16 protein-coding genes and 1 tRNA gene are annotated in these 16,678 nt (G+C 73.0%); 8 read left to right on the top strand and 9 right to left on the bottom strand.

Annotation, left to right across the window (positions count from 1 at the left end; all coding sequences use genetic code 11):
* Window positions 1–20 precede the first annotated feature (20 nt).
* On the bottom strand, window positions 21–1,412 hold the full coding sequence (locus BLW86_RS23565) for an FAD-binding oxidoreductase (RefSeq protein WP_093875883.1): 1,392 nt from the start codon (window positions 1,410–1,412) through the stop codon (window positions 21–23).
* Between the two features lie 98 nt (window positions 1,413–1,510).
* Between BLW86_RS23565 and BLW86_RS23560 the strand changes: the two genes are divergently transcribed.
* Entirely contained in the window at window positions 1,511–2,899 is a 1,389-nt protein-coding gene (locus BLW86_RS23560; RefSeq protein ID WP_256341403.1) for a tetratricopeptide repeat protein, read from the top strand.
* A 473-nt stretch (window positions 2,900–3,372) separates the two neighbouring features.
* Here the strand turns inward: BLW86_RS23560 and hppD are convergent, their stop codons facing one another.
* A complete protein-coding gene (hppD, locus tag BLW86_RS23555) occupies window positions 3,373–4,512 on the bottom strand; it encodes a 4-hydroxyphenylpyruvate dioxygenase (RefSeq protein ID WP_093875881.1) in 1,140 nt (379 codons plus the stop codon).
* 136 nt (window positions 4,513–4,648) lie between these two features.
* Here hppD and BLW86_RS23550 point away from each other — a divergent pair, with 136 nt between their 5' ends.
* From BLW86_RS23550 to BLW86_RS23535, 4 genes are all read left to right on the top strand, one after another.
* The gene (locus tag BLW86_RS23550) at window positions 4,649–5,116 is read left to right on the top strand and encodes an Lrp/AsnC family transcriptional regulator (RefSeq protein ID WP_093875880.1); all 468 of its coding nucleotides are present in this window, start codon (window positions 4,649–4,651) and stop codon (window positions 5,114–5,116) included.
* Between the two features lie 91 nt (window positions 5,117–5,207).
* Window positions 5,208–5,789, top strand: a complete 582-nt coding sequence (locus tag BLW86_RS23545) for an ArsR/SmtB family transcription factor (protein WP_093875879.1) — start codon at window positions 5,208–5,210, stop codon at window positions 5,787–5,789.
* A gap of 112 nt (window positions 5,790–5,901) precedes the next feature.
* On the top strand, window positions 5,902–6,090 hold the full coding sequence (locus BLW86_RS23540) for a hypothetical protein (RefSeq protein WP_093875878.1): 189 nt from the start codon (window positions 5,902–5,904) through the stop codon (window positions 6,088–6,090).
* 31 nt (window positions 6,091–6,121) lie between these two features.
* Entirely contained in the window at window positions 6,122–7,477 is a 1,356-nt protein-coding gene (locus tag BLW86_RS23535) for an MFS transporter (protein WP_093875877.1), read from the top strand.
* Here BLW86_RS23535 and BLW86_RS23530 read toward each other — a convergent pair.
* Together BLW86_RS23530 and BLW86_RS23525 are read right to left on the bottom strand one after the other, a co-directional pair.
* Window positions 7,410–8,204, bottom strand: a complete 795-nt coding sequence (locus BLW86_RS23530; protein ID WP_093875876.1) for a S16 family serine protease — start codon at window positions 8,202–8,204, stop codon at window positions 7,410–7,412. The two genes, BLW86_RS23535 and BLW86_RS23530, sit on opposite strands and share 68 nt — an antisense overlap.
* A gap of 9 nt (window positions 8,205–8,213) precedes the next feature.
* A complete protein-coding gene (locus BLW86_RS23525) occupies window positions 8,214–9,359 on the bottom strand; it encodes an alpha/beta hydrolase family protein (protein WP_093875875.1) in 1,146 nt (381 codons plus the stop codon).
* A 105-nt stretch (window positions 9,360–9,464) separates the two neighbouring features.
* Between BLW86_RS23525 and BLW86_RS23520 the strand changes: the two genes are divergently transcribed.
* Window positions 9,465–10,409 carry a helix-turn-helix domain-containing protein gene (locus BLW86_RS23520; protein WP_093875874.1) on the top strand — a complete coding sequence of 315 codons (945 nt, stop codon included), beginning with the start codon at window positions 9,465–9,467 and terminating at the stop codon, window positions 10,407–10,409.
* Between the two features lie 458 nt (window positions 10,410–10,867).
* Here BLW86_RS23520 and BLW86_RS23510 read toward each other — a convergent pair whose 3' ends face one another.
* The 5 genes from BLW86_RS23510 to BLW86_RS23490 all read right to left on the bottom strand — a co-directional run bounded on the left by BLW86_RS23510 (window position 10,868) and on the right by BLW86_RS23490 (window position 15,936).
* Window positions 10,868–11,509, bottom strand: a complete 642-nt coding sequence (locus BLW86_RS23510; protein ID WP_041129456.1) for an IclR family transcriptional regulator — start codon at window positions 11,507–11,509, stop codon at window positions 10,868–10,870.
* A gap of 414 nt (window positions 11,510–11,923) precedes the next feature.
* Window positions 11,924–13,720: a DEAD/DEAH box helicase gene (locus BLW86_RS23505; protein ID WP_177181734.1), complete on the bottom strand. Its 1,797-nt coding sequence runs from the start codon at window positions 13,718–13,720 to the stop codon at window positions 11,924–11,926.
* Between the two features lie 149 nt (window positions 13,721–13,869).
* Window positions 13,870–14,241, bottom strand: coding sequence for a type II toxin-antitoxin system death-on-curing family toxin (locus BLW86_RS23500; protein WP_093875871.1), 372 nt, complete (start codon window positions 14,239–14,241; stop codon window positions 13,870–13,872).
* Window positions 14,238–14,435, bottom strand: coding sequence for an Arc family DNA-binding protein (locus tag BLW86_RS23495; protein ID WP_093875870.1), 198 nt, complete (start codon window positions 14,433–14,435; stop codon window positions 14,238–14,240). The genes BLW86_RS23500 and BLW86_RS23495 overlap by 4 nt, the downstream gene beginning before the upstream one ends.
* A gap of 31 nt (window positions 14,436–14,466) precedes the next feature.
* Window positions 14,467–15,936 carry an MFS transporter gene (locus BLW86_RS23490; RefSeq protein ID WP_093875869.1) on the bottom strand — a complete coding sequence of 490 codons (1,470 nt, stop codon included), beginning with the start codon at window positions 15,934–15,936 and terminating at the stop codon, window positions 14,467–14,469.
* Window positions 15,937–16,116: 180 nt separating this feature from the next.
* Between BLW86_RS23490 and BLW86_RS23485 the strand changes: the two genes are divergently transcribed.
* A tRNA-Cys gene (locus tag BLW86_RS23485) sits at window positions 16,117–16,191 on the top strand.
* A gap of 78 nt (window positions 16,192–16,269) precedes the next feature.
* Window positions 16,270–16,656 carry a phage holin family protein gene (locus BLW86_RS23480; protein ID WP_107466120.1) on the top strand — a complete coding sequence of 129 codons (387 nt, stop codon included), beginning with the start codon at window positions 16,270–16,272 and terminating at the stop codon, window positions 16,654–16,656.
* Window positions 16,657–16,678: the final 22 nt, after the last annotated feature.

The raw sequence follows: 16,678 nt of genomic DNA, 5'->3' as shown, positions 1-16,678 counted from the left end.
AATCGTCAGAATCGTCGGAATCAGAAGAGTTTTCCGGGGTTGAGGAGCCCCAACGGGTCGAAGGTGGCCTTGATCCCGCGCTGGATCTCCAGGCCGACCGGGCCCAGCTCCCGTGCCAGCCACTCCTTCTTGAGGACGCCCACGCCGTGCTCGCCGGTGATCGTGCCGCCGAGCGCGAGCCCGAGCGCCATGATCTCGTCGAAGGACTCCCGCGCCCGCCGCGACTCGTCCTCGTCGGTGTGGTCGAAGCAGACGACGGGATGGGTGTTGCCGTCGCCGGCGTGCGCGCAGACGCCGATGGTCAGGCGGTACTTGTCCGCGATCGCCGCCGTGCCGTCGAGCATCTCGGCGAGCCGCGTCCGCGGCACGCACACGTCGTCGATCATCGTCGCGGACTTGATCGTCTCCAGGGCGGTGAGGGAGAGCCGACGTGCCTGGAGGAGGAGTTCGGACTCGGCGGTGTCCGCGGCCGGGACGACCTCGGTGGCGCCCGCCGCCGTGCACAGCTCCCCCACCGCGGCGAGGTCGGCGGCCGGGTCCGGGGTGTCGAAGGCGCACAGGAGCAGCGCCTCGGTGCTGTCCGGCAGCCCCATGCGCGCCAGCTTGTTGACCGCCTGGACGGTGGTGCGGTCCATGAGTTCGAGCAGTGACGGGGTGTGGCCGCGCTCCATGATCGCGCAGACGGCCTCGCAGGCGGCCGCCGCGGAGGGGAACTCGGCGGCGAGCGCGAGCTGCGCCGGCGGCTGCGGCTTGAGGGCGAGCACGGCCCCGACGACGATGCCGAGACTGCCCTCCGAGCCGACGAAGAGCCGGGTGAGGTCGTATCCGGCGACGCCCTTCGCCGTGCGTCGGCCGGTGCGCAGGAGCCGGCCGTCGGCGAGGACGACGTCCAGACCGAGCACGTACTCGGCGGTGACCCCGTACTTGACGCAGCACAGGCCGCCGGAGGCGGTGCCGATGTTCCCGCCGATGGTGCAGGTCTCCCAGCTGGAGGGGTCGGGCGGGTAGTACAGGCCGTGTTCGGCGACGGCGCGGGAGAGCACGGCGTTGACGACGCCCGGTTCGACGACGGCGATCCGGTCGACCGGGTTGATCTCCAGGATGCGGTCCATCTTGACGAGGGAGAGCACGATGCAGCCGTCGGAGGCGTTGGCGCCGCCCGACAGGCCCGTGCGGGCGCCCTGCGGGACGACGGGGACGCGGAGTTCGGTCGCGGTGCGCATGACGTGCCGGACCTGTTCGACCGTGCGCGGGAGCACGACGGCCGCGGGGGCGCCGGCCGCGCAGAAACTCGCCATGTCGCGCGCGTAGGAGGCCGTCACGTCCGGATCGGTGAGCAGCGCCTCGGCCGGGAGTCCGGCCCTGAGGTCCTCGTGGAGCCTCTGAAGATCGTCCTTCTGAAGATCGTCCATGCGTCCAGCGTGGCACCCGGGGCCATCGGTGTGAACCCGCCGGAGCGAGCGCTTCGTGTGCTCTTCGTACAGACGGAGGCGGGCGCACAGTGAGCGCCATGAAGACCGAGAACGTGTCGAGGACGGTCCTGGCGGCCGGGGTGGGCGCGGTCCTCGCGGCGACAGCCCTGCTGTACGTCCCGGAGTTCGCCGACCAGGGCCCGCCGCCCCCGCCCGGACCGGCGGAGCGGGCGACGATCGCGGCCCACGCGGGCGCGCAGGCCGCGCTGCCGGACCTGGCCGCACTGATCACCGACCGGGAGAAGTGGCTGCGGGCCCATCCGGACGACGAGGGCTCCTGGGCCGAGCTGGGCGCGGCGTACACGGAGCGGGGCAGTCGGCTCGGGGACGTACGGGACTACCCGCGGGCCGAGCGGGCACTGCGCCGCTCGCTCGCCGAACGGCCCGCCGCACGCGGCAACCTGGACGCGCAGCTGGCGCTCGGGGCGCTCGCCGGGGCGCGGGGCGACTGGAAGACGGCCGAGGAGTGGGGCGAGCAGGTGCGGAAGGCCGACCCGCGCCGATGGCCCGTGTACCCGATCCTGATGGACGCGTACAACGGCCTCGGGAAGTACGAGGCGGCCCGGAAGGCCATGGAGAGCCTGGAGGAGCTCCACGCGGGCGCGGTGGTGCGGGCCAGGGCCGCGCAGACCTACCGCGACCGGGGCTGGCGCGAGGACGCCGACGCGGCGGCCCTCGACGCGGCGGCGCTCGCGGAGACGGACACGGAGAAGGCGGCGGCCCTGGCGCGGCTCGGGGACCTGGCGGGGGAACGGGGCGAAGCGGAGGAGGCCCTCGGGCGGTTCGGGGCGGCGCTGCGGCTCGTGCGGGAGCACGGGCCGTCCCTCGCGGGCCGGGCGCGCGCGCTCGCGGCCCTCGGCCGCACGGACGAGGCGGTGCGCGCATGGCGGGCGGCCCTGGCCCGGCTGCCGCGGCCGGAGTACCTCCTGGAGGCGGGCGAACTGTACGAGTCGCTGGGCCTCGACGGGGACGCGCGGGCCCTGTACGAACGGCTGCGGACGGGCACGTGGACGGACGCGGAGGTGGCTCTCGGGCTGCTCGACGCGGACCACGGCGACCCGGCGGCGGCGGCCGTCCGGATGCGGGCGGAGTGGGCGCGGGGCCACCGCTCGGTGCGGGTGGCGGACGCGCTGGGATGGGCCCTGCACCGCTCGGGGGCGTCGAAGGAGGCGCTGGGGTACGCGAAGATCGCCACGGAGGAGGGGCTGCGGAGCGCGCTCTTCACGTACCACCGGGGCGAGATCGAGCGGGCGCTCGAACAGACCGGCCCGGCCCGCCGCCACCTGGCGGAGGCCCTGCGGATCAACCCGGAGTTCTCCCCGCTGCACGCCCGGCGGGCGGAGGGGTCCCTGACGGCCCTGGGCGAACTCCCGAACGAACTCCCGGCGGAACTCCGCACGAAGCCGATGCCACCACACCACGACTGAACGGGTCCCGGCCCACCCCCCGTATGGGCCGGGACCCCACCCACGGCGCGGGCCCGCGCTCCGTTGGCCGGTGCCCCCGCCGTGTGGGCCGCGCCCGGCGGGGCGATGCCCCCCGCCCACCCGCCGTGTGGGCAATCGTCCCGCAGGGCGGGACGGGTGGGCACACGGGACGGCGCCTCTGCGGGCGGCGCTCCGCCTTCCGCGCCGGGACCCGCACCACGTCGTGCGGCGCGCATCCGGTGCGGGTTCAGGCGCGGGAGCCTCCGGCGCCGGCAAGGGCGCCGTCCGTTGTGCCCACCCGTTCCGCCCCAGCGGAACGGGTGCCCACAACGGGGGGCGCGGGGGCGGACACCGCTCCAGCGGGCGCGCCCACAAAGGGGCGCCGGCCCGGCGGAACGGGTGCCCGCAGCGAGCGGCGGGGCGCATGTGTGAGGGGCCCCAGGGCCTGGCCCGGAGCCCCTCGTCGGCGGCGGCTAGAGGTTGCCGCGCTTCTCCTGCTCCCGCTCGATCGCCTCGAACAGCGCCTTGAAGTTGCCCTTGCCGAAGCCCATCGACCCGTGACGCTCGATCATCTCGAAGAAGACGGTCGGGCGGTCCTGGACCGGCTTGGTGAAGATCTGCAGCAGGTAGCCGTCCTCGTCGCGGTCGACGAGGATCTTCAGCTCGCGCAGGGTCTCGACGGGCACGCGCGTCTCGCCCGCCCACTCGCCGAGCGTGTCGTAGTACGAGTCGGGGGTGTCGAGGAACTGCACGCCCGCGGCCCGCATCGCCCGCACGGTGGCCACGATGTCGTTGGTGGCGAGGGCGATGTGCTGCACGCCGGCGCCGCCGTAGAACTCGAGGTACTCGTCGATCTGCGACTTCTTCTTCGCGATCGCCGGCTCGTTGATCGGGAACTTCACCTTGAGGGTGCCGTCCGCGACGACCTTCGACATCAGCGCCGAGTACTCGGTCGCGATGTCGTCGCCCACGAACTCCTTCATGTTCGTGAAGCCCATGACCTTGTTGTAGAAGCCGACCCAGTCGTTCATCTTGCCGAGCTCGACGTTGCCGACGCAGTGGTCGATGGCCTGGAAGGTCCGCTTGGCCGGGGGCTCGACGATCGGGTTGGCGGAGACGAAGCCCGGCAGGTACGGGCCGTCGTAGCCGGAGCGCTCGACGAGGGTGTGGCGGGTCTTGCCGTACGTGGCGATGGCGGCGAGGACGACGGTGCCGTTCTCGTCCTTCAGCTCGTAGGGCTCGGTGATGCCGGTGGCGCCGTGCTCGACGGCGTAGGCGTACGCGGCGCGCGCGTCCGGCACCTCGATCGCCAGGTCGACGACGCCGTCACCGTGCTCGGCGACGTGCTCGGCGAGGAAGCGGCCCCAGTCGGTCGCGACCTTGATGACGGAGGTGAACACGAAACGGGCGGAGCCGTTGGTGAGGACGTAACTGGCGGTCTCGCGGCTGCCGTTCTCCGGTCCGGAGTAGGCGACCAGCTTCATGCCGAAGGCCGTGGAGTAGTAGTGCGCGGCCTGCTTGGCGTTGCCGACGGCGAAGACGACCGCGTCCATTCCCTTGACCGGGAAGGGATCGGCCTCACGCGCGGTGGAAGGGTTGGGATCGATAGTCATCGAGGTATCTGCCATGGCAGCAATGTCCCGCCGTTCGGCAAGGTGCGCAAGAGTTCGCTGATCCACTGGTCAAGGTGTACAGCGCTCGGCGAATATGGCCGTGCGACTTGTACATCCTGACCATGGGGAGGCCGCTGTGGCGATCGATCATTTGGACGGCCGGCTGATCGCGCTCCTCGCGCGTGAGCCGCGCATCGGGGTCCTGGAGGCCTCCCGGCGCCTGGGGGTGGCGCGCGGCACCGTCCAGGCGCGCCTGGACCGGCTCCAGGCGAGCGGGGTGATCCGCGGGTTCGGGCCGCAGGTGGACCCGGCGGCGCTCGGCTATCCGGTGACGGCCTTCGCGACCCTGGAGATCAAGCAGGGCCAGGGCGCCGACGTGCGGGAACACCTGGCGACGGTGCCGGAGGTCCTGGAGCTGCACACGACGACGGGCCACGGCGACATGCTCTGCCGGCTCGTCGCCCGCTCGAACGCGGACCTGCAGCGGGTGATCGACAAGGTGGTGGCCTTCGAGGGGATCATGCGGGCGTCGACGGCGATCGTGATGGAGAACCCGGTGCCGCTGCGGATCATCCCGCTGGTGGAGCAGGCGGCGGGCGAGTAGACGCAAAGGAGTCGATGCAAAAAAGCCCCTGCAAAGAAGAAGTTGCAAAGAACCTCTTGCAACTCCTTCTTTGCAACTCTACGATTCAGGTATGTCCGAGCCCGAAGAGCACCTGAGCCGCACCCTGAACCCGCGCGCCCTGCGCGGGCTCGCCCATCCGCTCCGGATCCAGCTGCTGCGCATCCTGCGCCGGAGCGGTCCCGCCACCGCCTCCCAACTGGCCGAGCGGCTCGGCGAGTCCAGCGGCGCGACCAGCTACCACCTGCGCCAGCTCGCGGCCCACGGCTTCGTCGAGGACGACCCGGCGCTCGGCAAGGGCCGGGAGCGCTGGTGGAAGGCGACCCTGCAGAGCACGACCTTCGACGAGTCGCTCTACAAGAACCCGGACCCGGAGGTCCGGGGCGCCATCGCGGTCTACACCCACGAGATCGCGAACATCCACACCCAGGAGCTGAACACCTACCTCGGCACCCGGCACGACTGGCACGAGAGCTGGCTCGGCGCCTCCGACATGAGCGACTTCACGCTGCGCCTTCCGGCCGAGAAGCTGCGCGAGCTCGACGAGCGGATACACGCGCTCATCGAGTCGTACCGGGACGTCGAGGAAAAGGACGCACCGGACGCCGAGCGCGTACGGATCCACTTCCACGCGTTCCCGCAGCGCGAGGACTGACCCGGGCCCCACCCGCACCGCCCCGCACCGTCACCGCCCGCACCACTCCGCACCATCACCACCCGCACCGCCCCGCACCGTCACCGCCCGCACCTACGGAAGGACCCGCATCATGCATGCCGACATCCACCTCCAGCTGCACGCGCTGACCGCCGAGGAGCTCCGGCGCGAGGCCGCCGCCGTCCGACCGGACGCCCCGTCGCGCGTCCCCGCCCTCCGCGCCCAACTGGGATGGAAGCTCGTCGAGCTGGGCCTGCGACTGGTCACGCCCGCCGACCGCCCGGCCGCCCTGGCCGCGTGACCGAACCGGGGGATCGGGGGGGGGACACCACGTGACGACGAAACAGAACGACCGCACTCCGCTGGCCGGCGTCCTGGCCGCCAACGCCGTATCGGTCACCGGCAATTCGCTCACGCTCATCGGCGTCCCGTGGTTCGCGCTCGAGACCACGGGAAGCCCCGGCAAGGCCGGACTGGTCGCCTTCTTCGCGGCCGTCCCCGTCGTGCTCGCCGCCGTCGCCGGCGGCCCGGTCATCGACCGCCTCGGGCGCCGTCGGGTCAGCATCACGTCCGACCTGGTCTGCGGTCTCGCGCTCACCGCGATCCCGCTCCTGCACCAGACCGGACTCCTCCGGTTCTGGATGCTCTGCGCGCTGATGGCGGTCACGGGCCTGTTCCACGCGCCCGGCGAGATGGCCCGCCACGTGCTCGTCCCCGACCTGGCCGGGCGCGCCGGGACCTCGCTCACCCGGGTCGCCAGCCTGTACGACGCGGTGGCGCGCGGGGCCCGGATGACGGGCGCCGCGATCGCCGGACTGCTCGTCGCGTTCATGGGCCCCGGCACCGTGCTGTACGTCGACGCGGCCACCTTCGCCGTCTCCGCGCTGCTCGTCACGGCGACCCTGCGCGGGGTGCCGTCGGCGGAGCCGCTGCGCGAGGGACCCCGCCTCTCCGTCGCCCGCTACCGCGCCGATCTGCGCGAGGGGTACTCCTTCCTGTTCCGCACCCGGCTGATGCTCGGGATCATGGTCATGGTGATGGTGACCAACGGCCTCAGCCAGAGCTGGAGTTCGGTGCTGCTGCCGGTCCACGCCCGGGAGGAGCTCGGCGGACCCGCCGCGCAGGGCCTGCTCGTCTCGGTCTTCGCCGGCTGCGCCCTGGCGGGCGCCCTGCTCTACGGGGCGATCGGAGAGCGCTTCCCGCGCCGGGTCGTGTTCACGGCGGGCTTCCTGATAGGCGGCGCCCCGCCGTACGTGGTGGCCGCCCTCACCGACACCACCGCGCCGCTCCTGGTGACGCTCGCGGCGTCGGGGCTCGGAGTCGGGGTCCTCAATCCGATCCTGACCACCGTCGCCTATGAGCAGGTGCCCGACGAGCTGCGCAGCCGGGTCATGGGCGCGAGTACGGCGGGAGTGCTGCTCACGACTCCGCTGGGCGGGCTCGTGGCGGGTCTCCTGGTCGAGCGGGTCGGACTGACGGCGACGCTGCTCGGGATCGGGGCGCTCTACTTCCTCGTGACGCTCTCGCCGATGGCCTTCCCGGCCTGGCGCGGCATGGACGCCCCACCGAAGACCGGGCCCGCCGGCACCGCCGTCCCCGCCGACGGGGCCGCCGAGGACGTCAGCAGGACGGAACCTTCGATTCCTGCCCCTGCTCCAGGGCCCGCAGGGACGCCACCGCGTCGCTGAGCTCGGTGACGGGCACCAGCCGCAGGCCCTTCGGCCGCTCGGCCAGGGCGTCCGAGCACTCGTCCTTCGGGACCAGGAAGACGGTGGCCCCGTCCCGGGCGGCGGCCTGCGTCTTCAGGGAGACCCCGCCGACCGCGCCGACCGCGCCGTCCGGTTCGATCGTCCCCGTACCGGCGACGATCCGGCCGCCGGTGAGGTCGCCGCCGTCCCCGTCGCCGTCGAGCTTGTCGACGATGCCGAGGGAGAAGAGCAGCCCGGCGCTGGGCCCGCCGATGTCCGCGAGGTGCAGGGTCACCTTCACCTTCTCGGGGTCCTTCTTCAGGTAACCGAGCGCGGCGAGGGTGGCGGCGTCCTGCGACTCCTTCATCTGCCCGAGGTTGTGCTTCTCGATCTCGGCGTCGGACTTCCCCGAGGGGTAGACGGAGTCGTGCGGCAGGACGGCCCGGTCGGTACGGAACCAGGCGTCGGTCACGTCGCCGAGGTCCACGTCGGTGGACGGCCCGGTCGCGATGATCGTCGTCATCCGCAGCTGCCCCTTGGTGGGCCGGACGGGGGCGCCGGTGATGGTGATGACCTCCCGCCCCTGGTCCTCGCCGAGCACGTCGGCGGTCGTGCCGGGCTGCGCGATCGCGTACGGCAGCGGCGCGAGCCCGACGACGGCGAAGAGGGCGGCGACGGGCAGGGCGCAGAGCGCGAGGGCGCGGGGACGGGAGAGGCTGGAGAGCACGTCCCCAATCTACTGGGGCGCGTGCCGGGGCCGGGCCGGGGGCGCGGGCGCCCGGAGCCGGTGGTCGAAGAAGGCCCGCATCCCGTGCCGCACGAGGGCCGTCGTCGTCGCCGTGTCTCCCGCCCCGACGAGCGCGGCCCTGGTCCCGGCGGTGACGAGCCCGGCGGCCTGGAGCTGCGGGACGAGGTGCGCGTAGTCGCTGAGGACCCAGTGGCCGGCGTCGGTCAGCAGGACGCGCCGGGCCGGCAGTCCGGCCCAGGAGCGTTCCAGGCGGGCGGCGGACGCGAAGCCGTCCGTTCGGAACATGAGCAGCGGCCGGTCGAGGCCGGCCACGAGGTCCGGGTCCAGGTCCAGATAGCCCTCCAGGTTGACGCCGGCGGTGATCCGGTCGTCGCCGGCCAGGGCGTGGACGGCGGCGGTGCCGCCCGCCGAGTGCCCGTACACACCGATCCGGCGCGGGTCCATGACGGGGGCGAGGGGCAGGTCCCCGAGCCGGTCGAGGACGAAGCGGAGGTCCGCGACCCGGGTGTCGATCATGGTGCGGAAGGTCTCCGGGTCCGGGTCTCCCCGGAGAACGGTCGTCCGCATCCCGCTCGGCAGCTCCACCTGGCTGGCGTCGCCGGGGTGGTCGACGAGGACCACGACCAGGCCGTGGCTCGCGAGGTCCTCGGCGAGGGTCGTCCCGAGGGTCCGGGAGTCGCCGCCGCCCGGGGAGTACAGCAGCACGGGGCGGCGCCCGGGGAGCGGGGGCGCGTCGACGTGCCCGTGGGTGAGGACCGCGCCCCAGTCGACCCCGGTCTCGGGGAGCCCGGGGTGCACGTGGGAGGCGAGGACGGCGAACAGCCCGGCCTCGGCGGGGGTGAGCTGCGGGGCGCGGGGGCAGCCGCGGACGGCACGGGCCGACCGGGCCGGGTACAGGACGCTGATCTTCACCTGCCGTACCCCGGCGGCGGGCTCCCAGGGGTCCTCGCGGGAGGTGTCCGTCAGGACGAAGGTGCGGAGGCCGACGGGGTGGGGGCCGGCCGGGGCGGGCAGCCGGAGGACGGCCGGTCCGTCCGCCACGGCGGACGCGGCGGGGCCGAGGAGTGCGGCGGCGGCGCCGAGGAGGGCGCCTTTGGCGACGGTACGGCGGCTGGGTGCGGAGTACTGGGTCATGAGCGGCATCCTTGGGCGGGGCCGGGCCGCACGCGAAGGTTCAGGCCCTGACCGAAAGGCTGGCGAAAGGCCGGCGGATGGGCGAAGGACGGGGGAAGGGCGGGGATGCTCCACATCCACTTCACGGCGGAGGACTTCACCCGGGTGCGGTTCGCCCCCAGGCCCTCCCCCGTGCCGGAACTCCACGCCGCCCTGATGATGCTGGGCGCCCCTCACGAAGGGCTGCTCTTCGGGCGCTGGCGGGGCAGGCTGCTGCGCGCCCTGCCCGGCGCGGCCGAGCCGCTCGCGGACCTGGCGCCGGGCGGGACGGCGCCGTCCTTCCTCGACGTCCTCGGCGAGACGCGGGAGGAGGGCCTCGCGCTGATCCGGTCGGCCCGGCCGGAGTTCGTACGGTCCGAACTGGAACGGGTGTACATGGGGCGGGGCGCCGTGCCGCCGTGGATCCGGGACCTGCACGCCGGGAGCGGAGAGGCGTGGCGGGTGCTGGAAGGGGCGCAGCGGGCGGCGTTCGAGGCGGTTCTGGCACCGGTGTGGGCGCAGGTGCAGGACCTGCACCGGGCGGAGTTCACCCGGCACGCGCTGACGGTCGCCGAGCGGGGGCTGGGGGCGGCGCTGACGGCGCTGGCGCCGGGGCTCCGTGACGGCGTCTGGGAATGGCCCGGGGCCCCTCGCGAGGTGCGGCTCGCCGGGCGCGGCCTCGTCCTCCTGCCGACCTTCCACTGGCGGGGCGGGCCGCTCGTCCAGGACCTCCCGGGCCGCCCGGTGGTCCTCGCCTACCCGGCGGGCGGAGGCCTGCCGCTCGCCCCCTCCGGCGCGGCCGACGGCGAGGAGGCCCTCGCCGGGGTCCTGGGCCGGACCCGCGCCGAACTCCTACGGGTCCTGACGGAACCCCGCACGACCACGGAGCTGGCCCGGTGCCTCGGCATCAGCAACGCGACGGCCTCGGCGCACGCGGCGGCGCTGCGGGCGGCGGGGCTGCTCACGACGACCCGCACGGGCAGATCGGTCCACCACGCACCGACGCCTCTGGGCGAACTCCTGAAGCGGTAACACCTGCCGAGCGGCGGTGTGCCGCCCCCGTTGTGGACAGCGCCCCCGCGCCCCGTTGTGGGCAATCGTTCCGCTGGGGCGGAACGGGTGGGCACAACGGAACGGCGCCCTTGCCGGCGCCAGAGGCTCCCGTGCCCTGACCCGCACCGGGAGCACGGCGCACAACGTGGTGCGGGTCCAGGCCCATAAGGCGGAGCGCGCCCGCAGAGGCGCCGCCCCGTGTGCCCACCCTCCCCCAAGCTCTCGGCTTCGCTCGAGCAGGGGGGACCCCCTCGCCCCAGCGGGACGATTGCCCACACGGGCGGGGGCACCGCCCCGGCGGGCGCGGCCCGCACGAAGGTGGGGGGCACCGCCCAGTCTGGCGCGGGCCCGCACGGCGGGTGAGGGCCGCGCCGGCAGGCGCAGACGCAGGAAGGCGGGGGCGCCGCCCGGGGCGTGAGGGCTTGTTGCCGCGCGCCCTAGCGCAGCGCGTCCGCGACCTCTCGGGCCGCGTCCACCACCCGCGGGCCCACCCGCTCCGGTACCGCGTCCGCGAGCATGACGACGCCGACGCTGCCCTCGACGCCGGTGACGCCGACCAGCGGCGCGGCCGCGCCGCTGGCGCCGGCCTCCAGTTCGCCGTGGGTGAGGGTGAAGCCGGGTTCGGTCAGTCCGCCCTGGCGGGCGGCGAGGATCGCACGGCCGGCAGCGCCCCGGTCGAGCGGGTGTCGGAAGCCGGCCCGGTAGGCGACGTGGTAGTCGGTCCAGGTCGGTTCGACGACGGCGACGGCGAGCGCCTCCGCGCCGTCGACGAGGGTCAGGTGGGCGGTCGCCCCTATGTCCTCGGCGAGCGAGCGCAGCGCGGGCAGCGCGGCCTCGCGCACCAGGGGGTGGACCTGGCGGCCGAGCCGCAGCACGCCGAGGCCGACGCGGGCGCGTCCGCCGAGGTCGCGGCGGACGAGGGCGTGCTGCTCGAGCGTGGCGAGGAGCCGGTAGACCACGGTCCGGTTGACACCGAGTTTGTTGGACAACTCGGTGACCGTCAGGCCGTGGTCGGTGTCGGCGAGCAGTTTGAGGACTCTGAGTCCCCGGTCGAGCGTCTGGGAGGTCTCCGCGGTCACGACGCCCTCTCCTTCAGGGTGAGTGGCGGCGGGCTCTCACGGAGTTACGGCGCCGGTCCCGCGGCGACGCACGTCAGAGGCCGCCGGCAGGAAGGGGTACACCGGCTGCGCTCCGCGGCGGCGCTGCCACGGGGCGAATGCTTGTGAGCCGGGACAGTAGCGGCGCGCTCCGCTGAGCGGAAGACCTCGTCCAGAATCCGGGCGCAGGCGACCGGATGAAGACGTTTCGGGACCTTCGTCGGTCGGACGAGGGACTTTGGCGGACAAGATCGGTTATGTCGTGCCCGTAGCGTGGAGGCGGCAGGAGGCCGACCGTGGGGGCCGGTCTCCGGGCCCGCTCCCGTCCTCATGGGATGCGCGAGGCCCGTACGCGCGGCGGCGTACGGGCCTCGGTCACATCTCGGGGGCCGGGGATCAGCGCATGCGGGTGGCCCACTCCTGGACCTTCTTGATCCGTTCCCGGATCTGCCCCGCCGTCGCCTCCGCGCTCGGCGGCCCGCCGCAGACCCGGCGCAGCTCGGTGTGGATCACGCCGTGGGGCTTGCCGCTCTGATGAACGTACGCACCCACCATCGTGTTGAGCTGTTTCCGCAGCTCGAGCAGCTCCTTGTGGGAAACGACGGGACGCCGTTCCGCCGGAAGCTCCAGGAGGTCCGCCTCGGTGTCCGGCTTCTTGCGGCTGTGCGCGATCTGCCGGGCCTGGCGCTTCTGGAGGAGCAGCTGCACCTGGTCGGGTTCGAGGAGGCCGGGGATGCCGAGGTAGTCCTGCTCCTCCTCGCTGCCGGGGTGGGCCTGCATGCCGAACTCGGCGCTGTTGTACAGGACGCGGTCGAAGACGGCGTCGGACTCCAGCGCCTCGAAGGGCAGCATGTCCTGCTCGCCGGTGTCCTCGTCCTGCTGGCGCTCGGCCTCGGCCATCTCCTTCTCGGACTCGGCGTACGGGTCCTCGTCCTCGCCGGCCTTCTTCGGCTTGTCGAGGACGTGGTCGCGCTCGACCTCCATCTCGTTGGCGAAACCGAGGAGGCTGGGAATCGTGGGAAGGAACACGGACGCGGTCTCGCCGCGCCTGCGGGATCGCACGAAGCGGCCGACGGCCTGGGCGAAGAAGAGGGGGGTCGAGATGGTGGTGGCGTACACGCCGACGGAGAGGCGGGGGACGTCGACGCCCTCCGACACCATCCTGACCGCGACCATCCAGCGGTCGGTGCTCTCGCTGAACTCGTCGATGCGGTTCGAGGCGCCGGCGTCGTCGGAGAGGACGACGGTGGCCTTGGTGCCGGTGATCTCGCGGATCAGCTTGGCGTACGAGCGGGCCGAGTCCTGGTCGGAGGCGATGACGAGGCCGCCGGCGTCCGGGATGGACTTGCGGACCTCGGTCAGCCGCCGGTCGGCGGCGCGCAGGACGTTCGGCATCCAGTCGCCCTTGGGGTCGAGCGCGGTGCGCCAGGCCTGCGAGACGGCGTCCTTGGTCATCGGCTCGCCGAGGCGGGCGGCGATCTCGTCGCCGGCCTTGGTGCGCCAGCGCATGTTGCCGCTGTAGGAGAGGAAGATGACCGGCCGCACGACGCCGTCGCCGAGCGCGTTGCCGTAGCCGTAGGTGTAGTCGGCCGACGACCGCCGGATGCCGTCGTTCCCCTCCTCGTACGTGACGAAGGGGATCGGGTTGGTGTCCGAGCGGAAGGGGGTGCCGGTGAGCGCGAGGCGCCGCGTGGCGGGCTCGAAGGCCTCCAGGCAGGCCTCGCCCCAGGACTTGGAGTCTCCGGCGTGGTGGATCTCGTCCAGGATGACGAGGGTCTTGCGCTGTTCGGATCGGTTGCGGTGGAGCATGGGCCGTACGCCGACGCCGGCGTACGTGATGGCGACGCCGTCGTACTCCTTGCTGAGCGGTCCGGCGCTGTACTCCGGGTCCAGCTTGATCCCTATCCGCGCGGCGGCGGCCGCCCACTGCTTCTTCAGGTGCTCGGTGGGGGCGACGACGGTGACCTGCTGCACGACGTGGTGGTGCAGCAGCCATGAGGCGAGGGTCAGCGCGAAGGTGGTCTTGCCGGCGCCGGGCGTGGCGACCGCGAGGAAGTCACGGGGCTGCTCCTGGATGTACTTCTCCATCGCGCCCTGCTGCCAGGCGCGCAGCTTGCCGGCGGTACCCCACGGGGCCCGGCCGGGGAAGGCGGGAGAAAGGTGATGGGAGGAGGTGGCGGTGGTGGTAGTCACGATCTCCGGGTTCGACGCTCGTCCAGATATGACAACCGGGCCACCTTACCGGCGGCCCGGGCGGAACCTCGATCGAACACGGAGCGGGCGGCGCTGTGACCTCGGGCCGTGCGGCGAGCATCACATCCGCCGCACGGCCCGGCCCCGGTTCAGCGCGCGAACCTCGGGAGCTGCGCGGCGATCTTGGGGACGTCGAGGGCCCCCTGACAGACGTCCAGGACGAACGACTCGGCCTCGTCGACGTCGAAGTCCGCGTCGAGCGGGTGCCCGTTCAGGTGCAGGAAGACCCAGGTCGCGTACCAGGCGATGCGCTTGTTGCCGTCCACGAGGCCGTGGTTGCGGGCCAGAGACTCCATGAGCGCGGCGGCCTTCTGCCACACGTCGGGGTAGGCGTCCTGGCCGAAGACGCTGGACTGCGGGCGCGCCAGGGCCGAGTCGAGCAGGCCATAGTCCCGCACCTCGTCCGTCCCCAGCCGGGCTGCCAGGTTCAGCAGCTCGGGAAGGGTGAGGTAGTACGTCACGCGAGCCTCCGGTTCAGCTCCTCGCTGACCTTGAGAACGTGCTCGGCCGCCTCGTTGAAGAGGCGGGAGTGCTCGTTTATGGCCCGGACCACGGCGTCATGGGCGAAGGACTGCATGCTGCGTCCCTCGGCCTCCGCCCGCTCGCGCAGCGCGTCCAGCTCTTCTTCTGTGAACCTGACATTCAGACCAGCCATACCTCACGGTACCGCGTGGTACCGCCCGGTGTCATCGGCTTTCCGGCACCTCCCGCAGCCGCGTCGCGACCCACACCCCGATCGCCGCCACCCCCGCCACCGGCAGGAAGACGGCCGCGAAGGCGGCCGGGTGGGAGCCGGTGGTCGCGCCGGCGTCCATCGCGTGGCCCACCGCGCCGCCGCCGAGCGCCGCGAAGGCCGCGCCGCCGGCCGCGAGGAGCAGGACGTTGGAGAGGCCGTCGGAGATCTGGAGCGCGGCCGAGTTGGCGCCGACCTCCTCGGGGGCGGAGAGCTTCATCAGGAGCACGCTCGTGGAGGAGATCACCGCGCCCATGCCGAGGCAGCCGAAGGCCCAGACGACCGCGACCGTCCACGCCGGCACCCACGTGATCAGCACACTGGGCGCGCCGGCGATCGCGAGGGCGATGAGGACCATGCCGAGGACGACGAGCCGCTCCCGGTACGGCTCCGTCCACGGCCGGGACTGGATCCAGGAACCGAGCGCCCAGGTGAGGCCGCCGAGGGCGAGGGAGAAACCGGCCAGGGTGGGGCTGAGGCCGCGCTGGGAGACCAGCATCAGGGGGATGAAGGACTCGGCGGCGATGAAGGACCCGGCGGCGATGCCGCGGAGCAGGACGACGGAGGGCAGACCGCGGGCGGCCCGGCAGGTGCCGCGCGGCAGCAGCCCGCGGACGGCGGGCACGAGCAGCGCGAGACCGGCCGCGGCGGGGAGGAGGGCGAGCGGACGCAGCTCCTGGCCCGCGTACTGGAGGAGCGCCGCGCCGGCCGAGATGCCGAGGGCGAGGACGATCCGGCGCCGGTCCCAGGGGGCGAGGGGCGCGCCCGGGTCGGCGGGACCGGAGGCGGTGCGGCGTATCGCGGGGAGGGCGAGGGCCAGCGGGAAGACGACGAGGACGGGGATGCCGACGAAGACCCATCGCCAGCCGAGCTGCTCGGTGATCGTCCCGGAGGCGAGGGGGCCGACGATGGAGGGCACGACCCAGCTCGCGGCGAAGGCGGCCATGATCGCGGGCCGGAGGTGTTCGGCGTAGGCCCGGCCGACGACCACGTACAGGGCGACGATGACGAGACCGCCGCCGAGGCCCTGCACGGCCCGGCCCAGGATGAACATCCACATGGCACCGGCGGTCCCGGAGAGGAGCAGTCCGGCGGCGAAGGCGCTGATGCCGGTGGTGAGGGGCGCGAGCGGACCGCTCCGGTCGGACCACTGGCCGGCCAGGACCATGCCGAAGAGGCTGGTGGTGAAGTACGCGGAGAAGGCGAAGGCGTAGAGCGGGATGCCCTGCAGTTCGCGGGCGGCGACGGGCATGGCGGTGCCGACGGCGGTCGCCTCGAAGGCGATGAGCAGGACGACGGAGACCATGCCGATGCTGAGCGCCCGGTGGTCCGGGTCGAGGACGGAGCCCTTGGCGTCGCCGCGTACGGCAGGGGGTGCGGGGACGGGGGCGACGTCGGCGTCGCGGGGTTCGAGGGCGCTCATCCCCCCAGAGTAAGAGGTGAACCCCGGGATGGCTCCTGTCAGGAGTCCCGGTCCTCCTCGGTCCTTGGACGTACGACCGCGAACGGAATGTTGCGGCGGTGTGGCAGTCGCATGGCACGCCCCCCGGAACCCTTGAGCCCCTCCCGGCCCCCGCCCTACGGTCGTACTCGTGCACAACACGACCGTGTGCCCGAGTGGTTGAGGGGCTCGCCTGCAAAGCGAGTTACGTCGGTTCGATTCCGATCACGGTCTCCAAGCGAGCTCCGCGCGATCTCCTTCACGGGAGCTCACGGGATCTTCACCATCCACCGCCCGGTGTGCGACAGTCCACCCATGAACGATCAAGGAAGACGCAGACTGGGCGTCCTCATCGGCGTGGGCCTCGCCTGCGGCCTGCTGCCCGGCATCGCCCTCGGCGGCACGGAGACCGTCGACGCGGTCCTCGCCGTCCTCATGGCAGCCCTCGTCATGACGATCCTCACCCAGCTGATCTCCATCGGTCCCTCGGGCCGCGTCCCGCTCCCCGCCCTCCTGGTCTTCGGCCTCGCGGGCTTCGTCCAGGACGCCCTGATCTGGTGGCTGCTGTCCTGGCTGGGCCCGAAGATCGGCTACCTGCACATCGAGGGCCTCGCGACGATCCTCCTCGCGGCCCTGATCACCCGCGCGACGACCCTGCTCCTGTCCCAGCTGTCCCCGGCCGCCGAGACGGCCGAGGACTGACGGAAGTCGCCCCGCCCGTCGG

The organism is Streptomyces sp. TLI_105 (genome assembly GCF_900105415.1).
Classification (GTDB): domain Bacteria; phylum Actinomycetota; class Actinomycetes; order Streptomycetales; family Streptomycetaceae; genus Streptomyces.
The sequence above is the reverse complement of the archived record's forward strand: the minus strand, read 5'-3'. Positions and strand labels throughout refer to the sequence as shown.

Coding starts and splice junctions, on each gene's coding strand:
- BLW86_RS23565 (WP_093875883.1), bottom strand. CDS start 1,412: ATGGACGATCTTCAGAAGGACGATCTTCAGAGGCTCCACGAGGACCTC.
- BLW86_RS23560 (WP_256341403.1), top strand. CDS start 1,511: ATGAAGACCGAGAACGTGTCGAGGACGGTCCTGGCGGCCGGGGTGGGC.
- hppD (WP_093875881.1), bottom strand. CDS start 4,512: ATGACTATCGATCCCAACCCTTCCACCGCGCGTGAGGCCGATCCCTTC.
- BLW86_RS23545 (WP_093875879.1), top strand. CDS start 5,208: ATGTCCGAGCCCGAAGAGCACCTGAGCCGCACCCTGAACCCGCGCGCC.
- BLW86_RS23540 (WP_093875878.1), top strand. CDS start 5,902: ATGCATGCCGACATCCACCTCCAGCTGCACGCGCTGACCGCCGAGGAG.
- BLW86_RS23525 (WP_093875875.1), bottom strand. CDS start 9,359: ATGACCCAGTACTCCGCACCCAGCCGCCGTACCGTCGCCAAAGGCGCC.
- BLW86_RS23520 (WP_093875874.1), top strand. CDS start 9,465: ATGCTCCACATCCACTTCACGGCGGAGGACTTCACCCGGGTGCGGTTC.
- BLW86_RS23495 (WP_093875870.1), bottom strand. CDS start 14,435: ATGGCTGGTCTGAATGTCAGGTTCACAGAAGAAGAGCTGGACGCGCTG.
- BLW86_RS23490 (WP_093875869.1), bottom strand. CDS start 15,936: ATGAGCGCCCTCGAACCCCGCGACGCCGACGTCGCCCCCGTCCCCGCA.
- BLW86_RS23480 (WP_107466120.1), top strand. CDS start 16,270: ATGAACGATCAAGGAAGACGCAGACTGGGCGTCCTCATCGGCGTGGGC.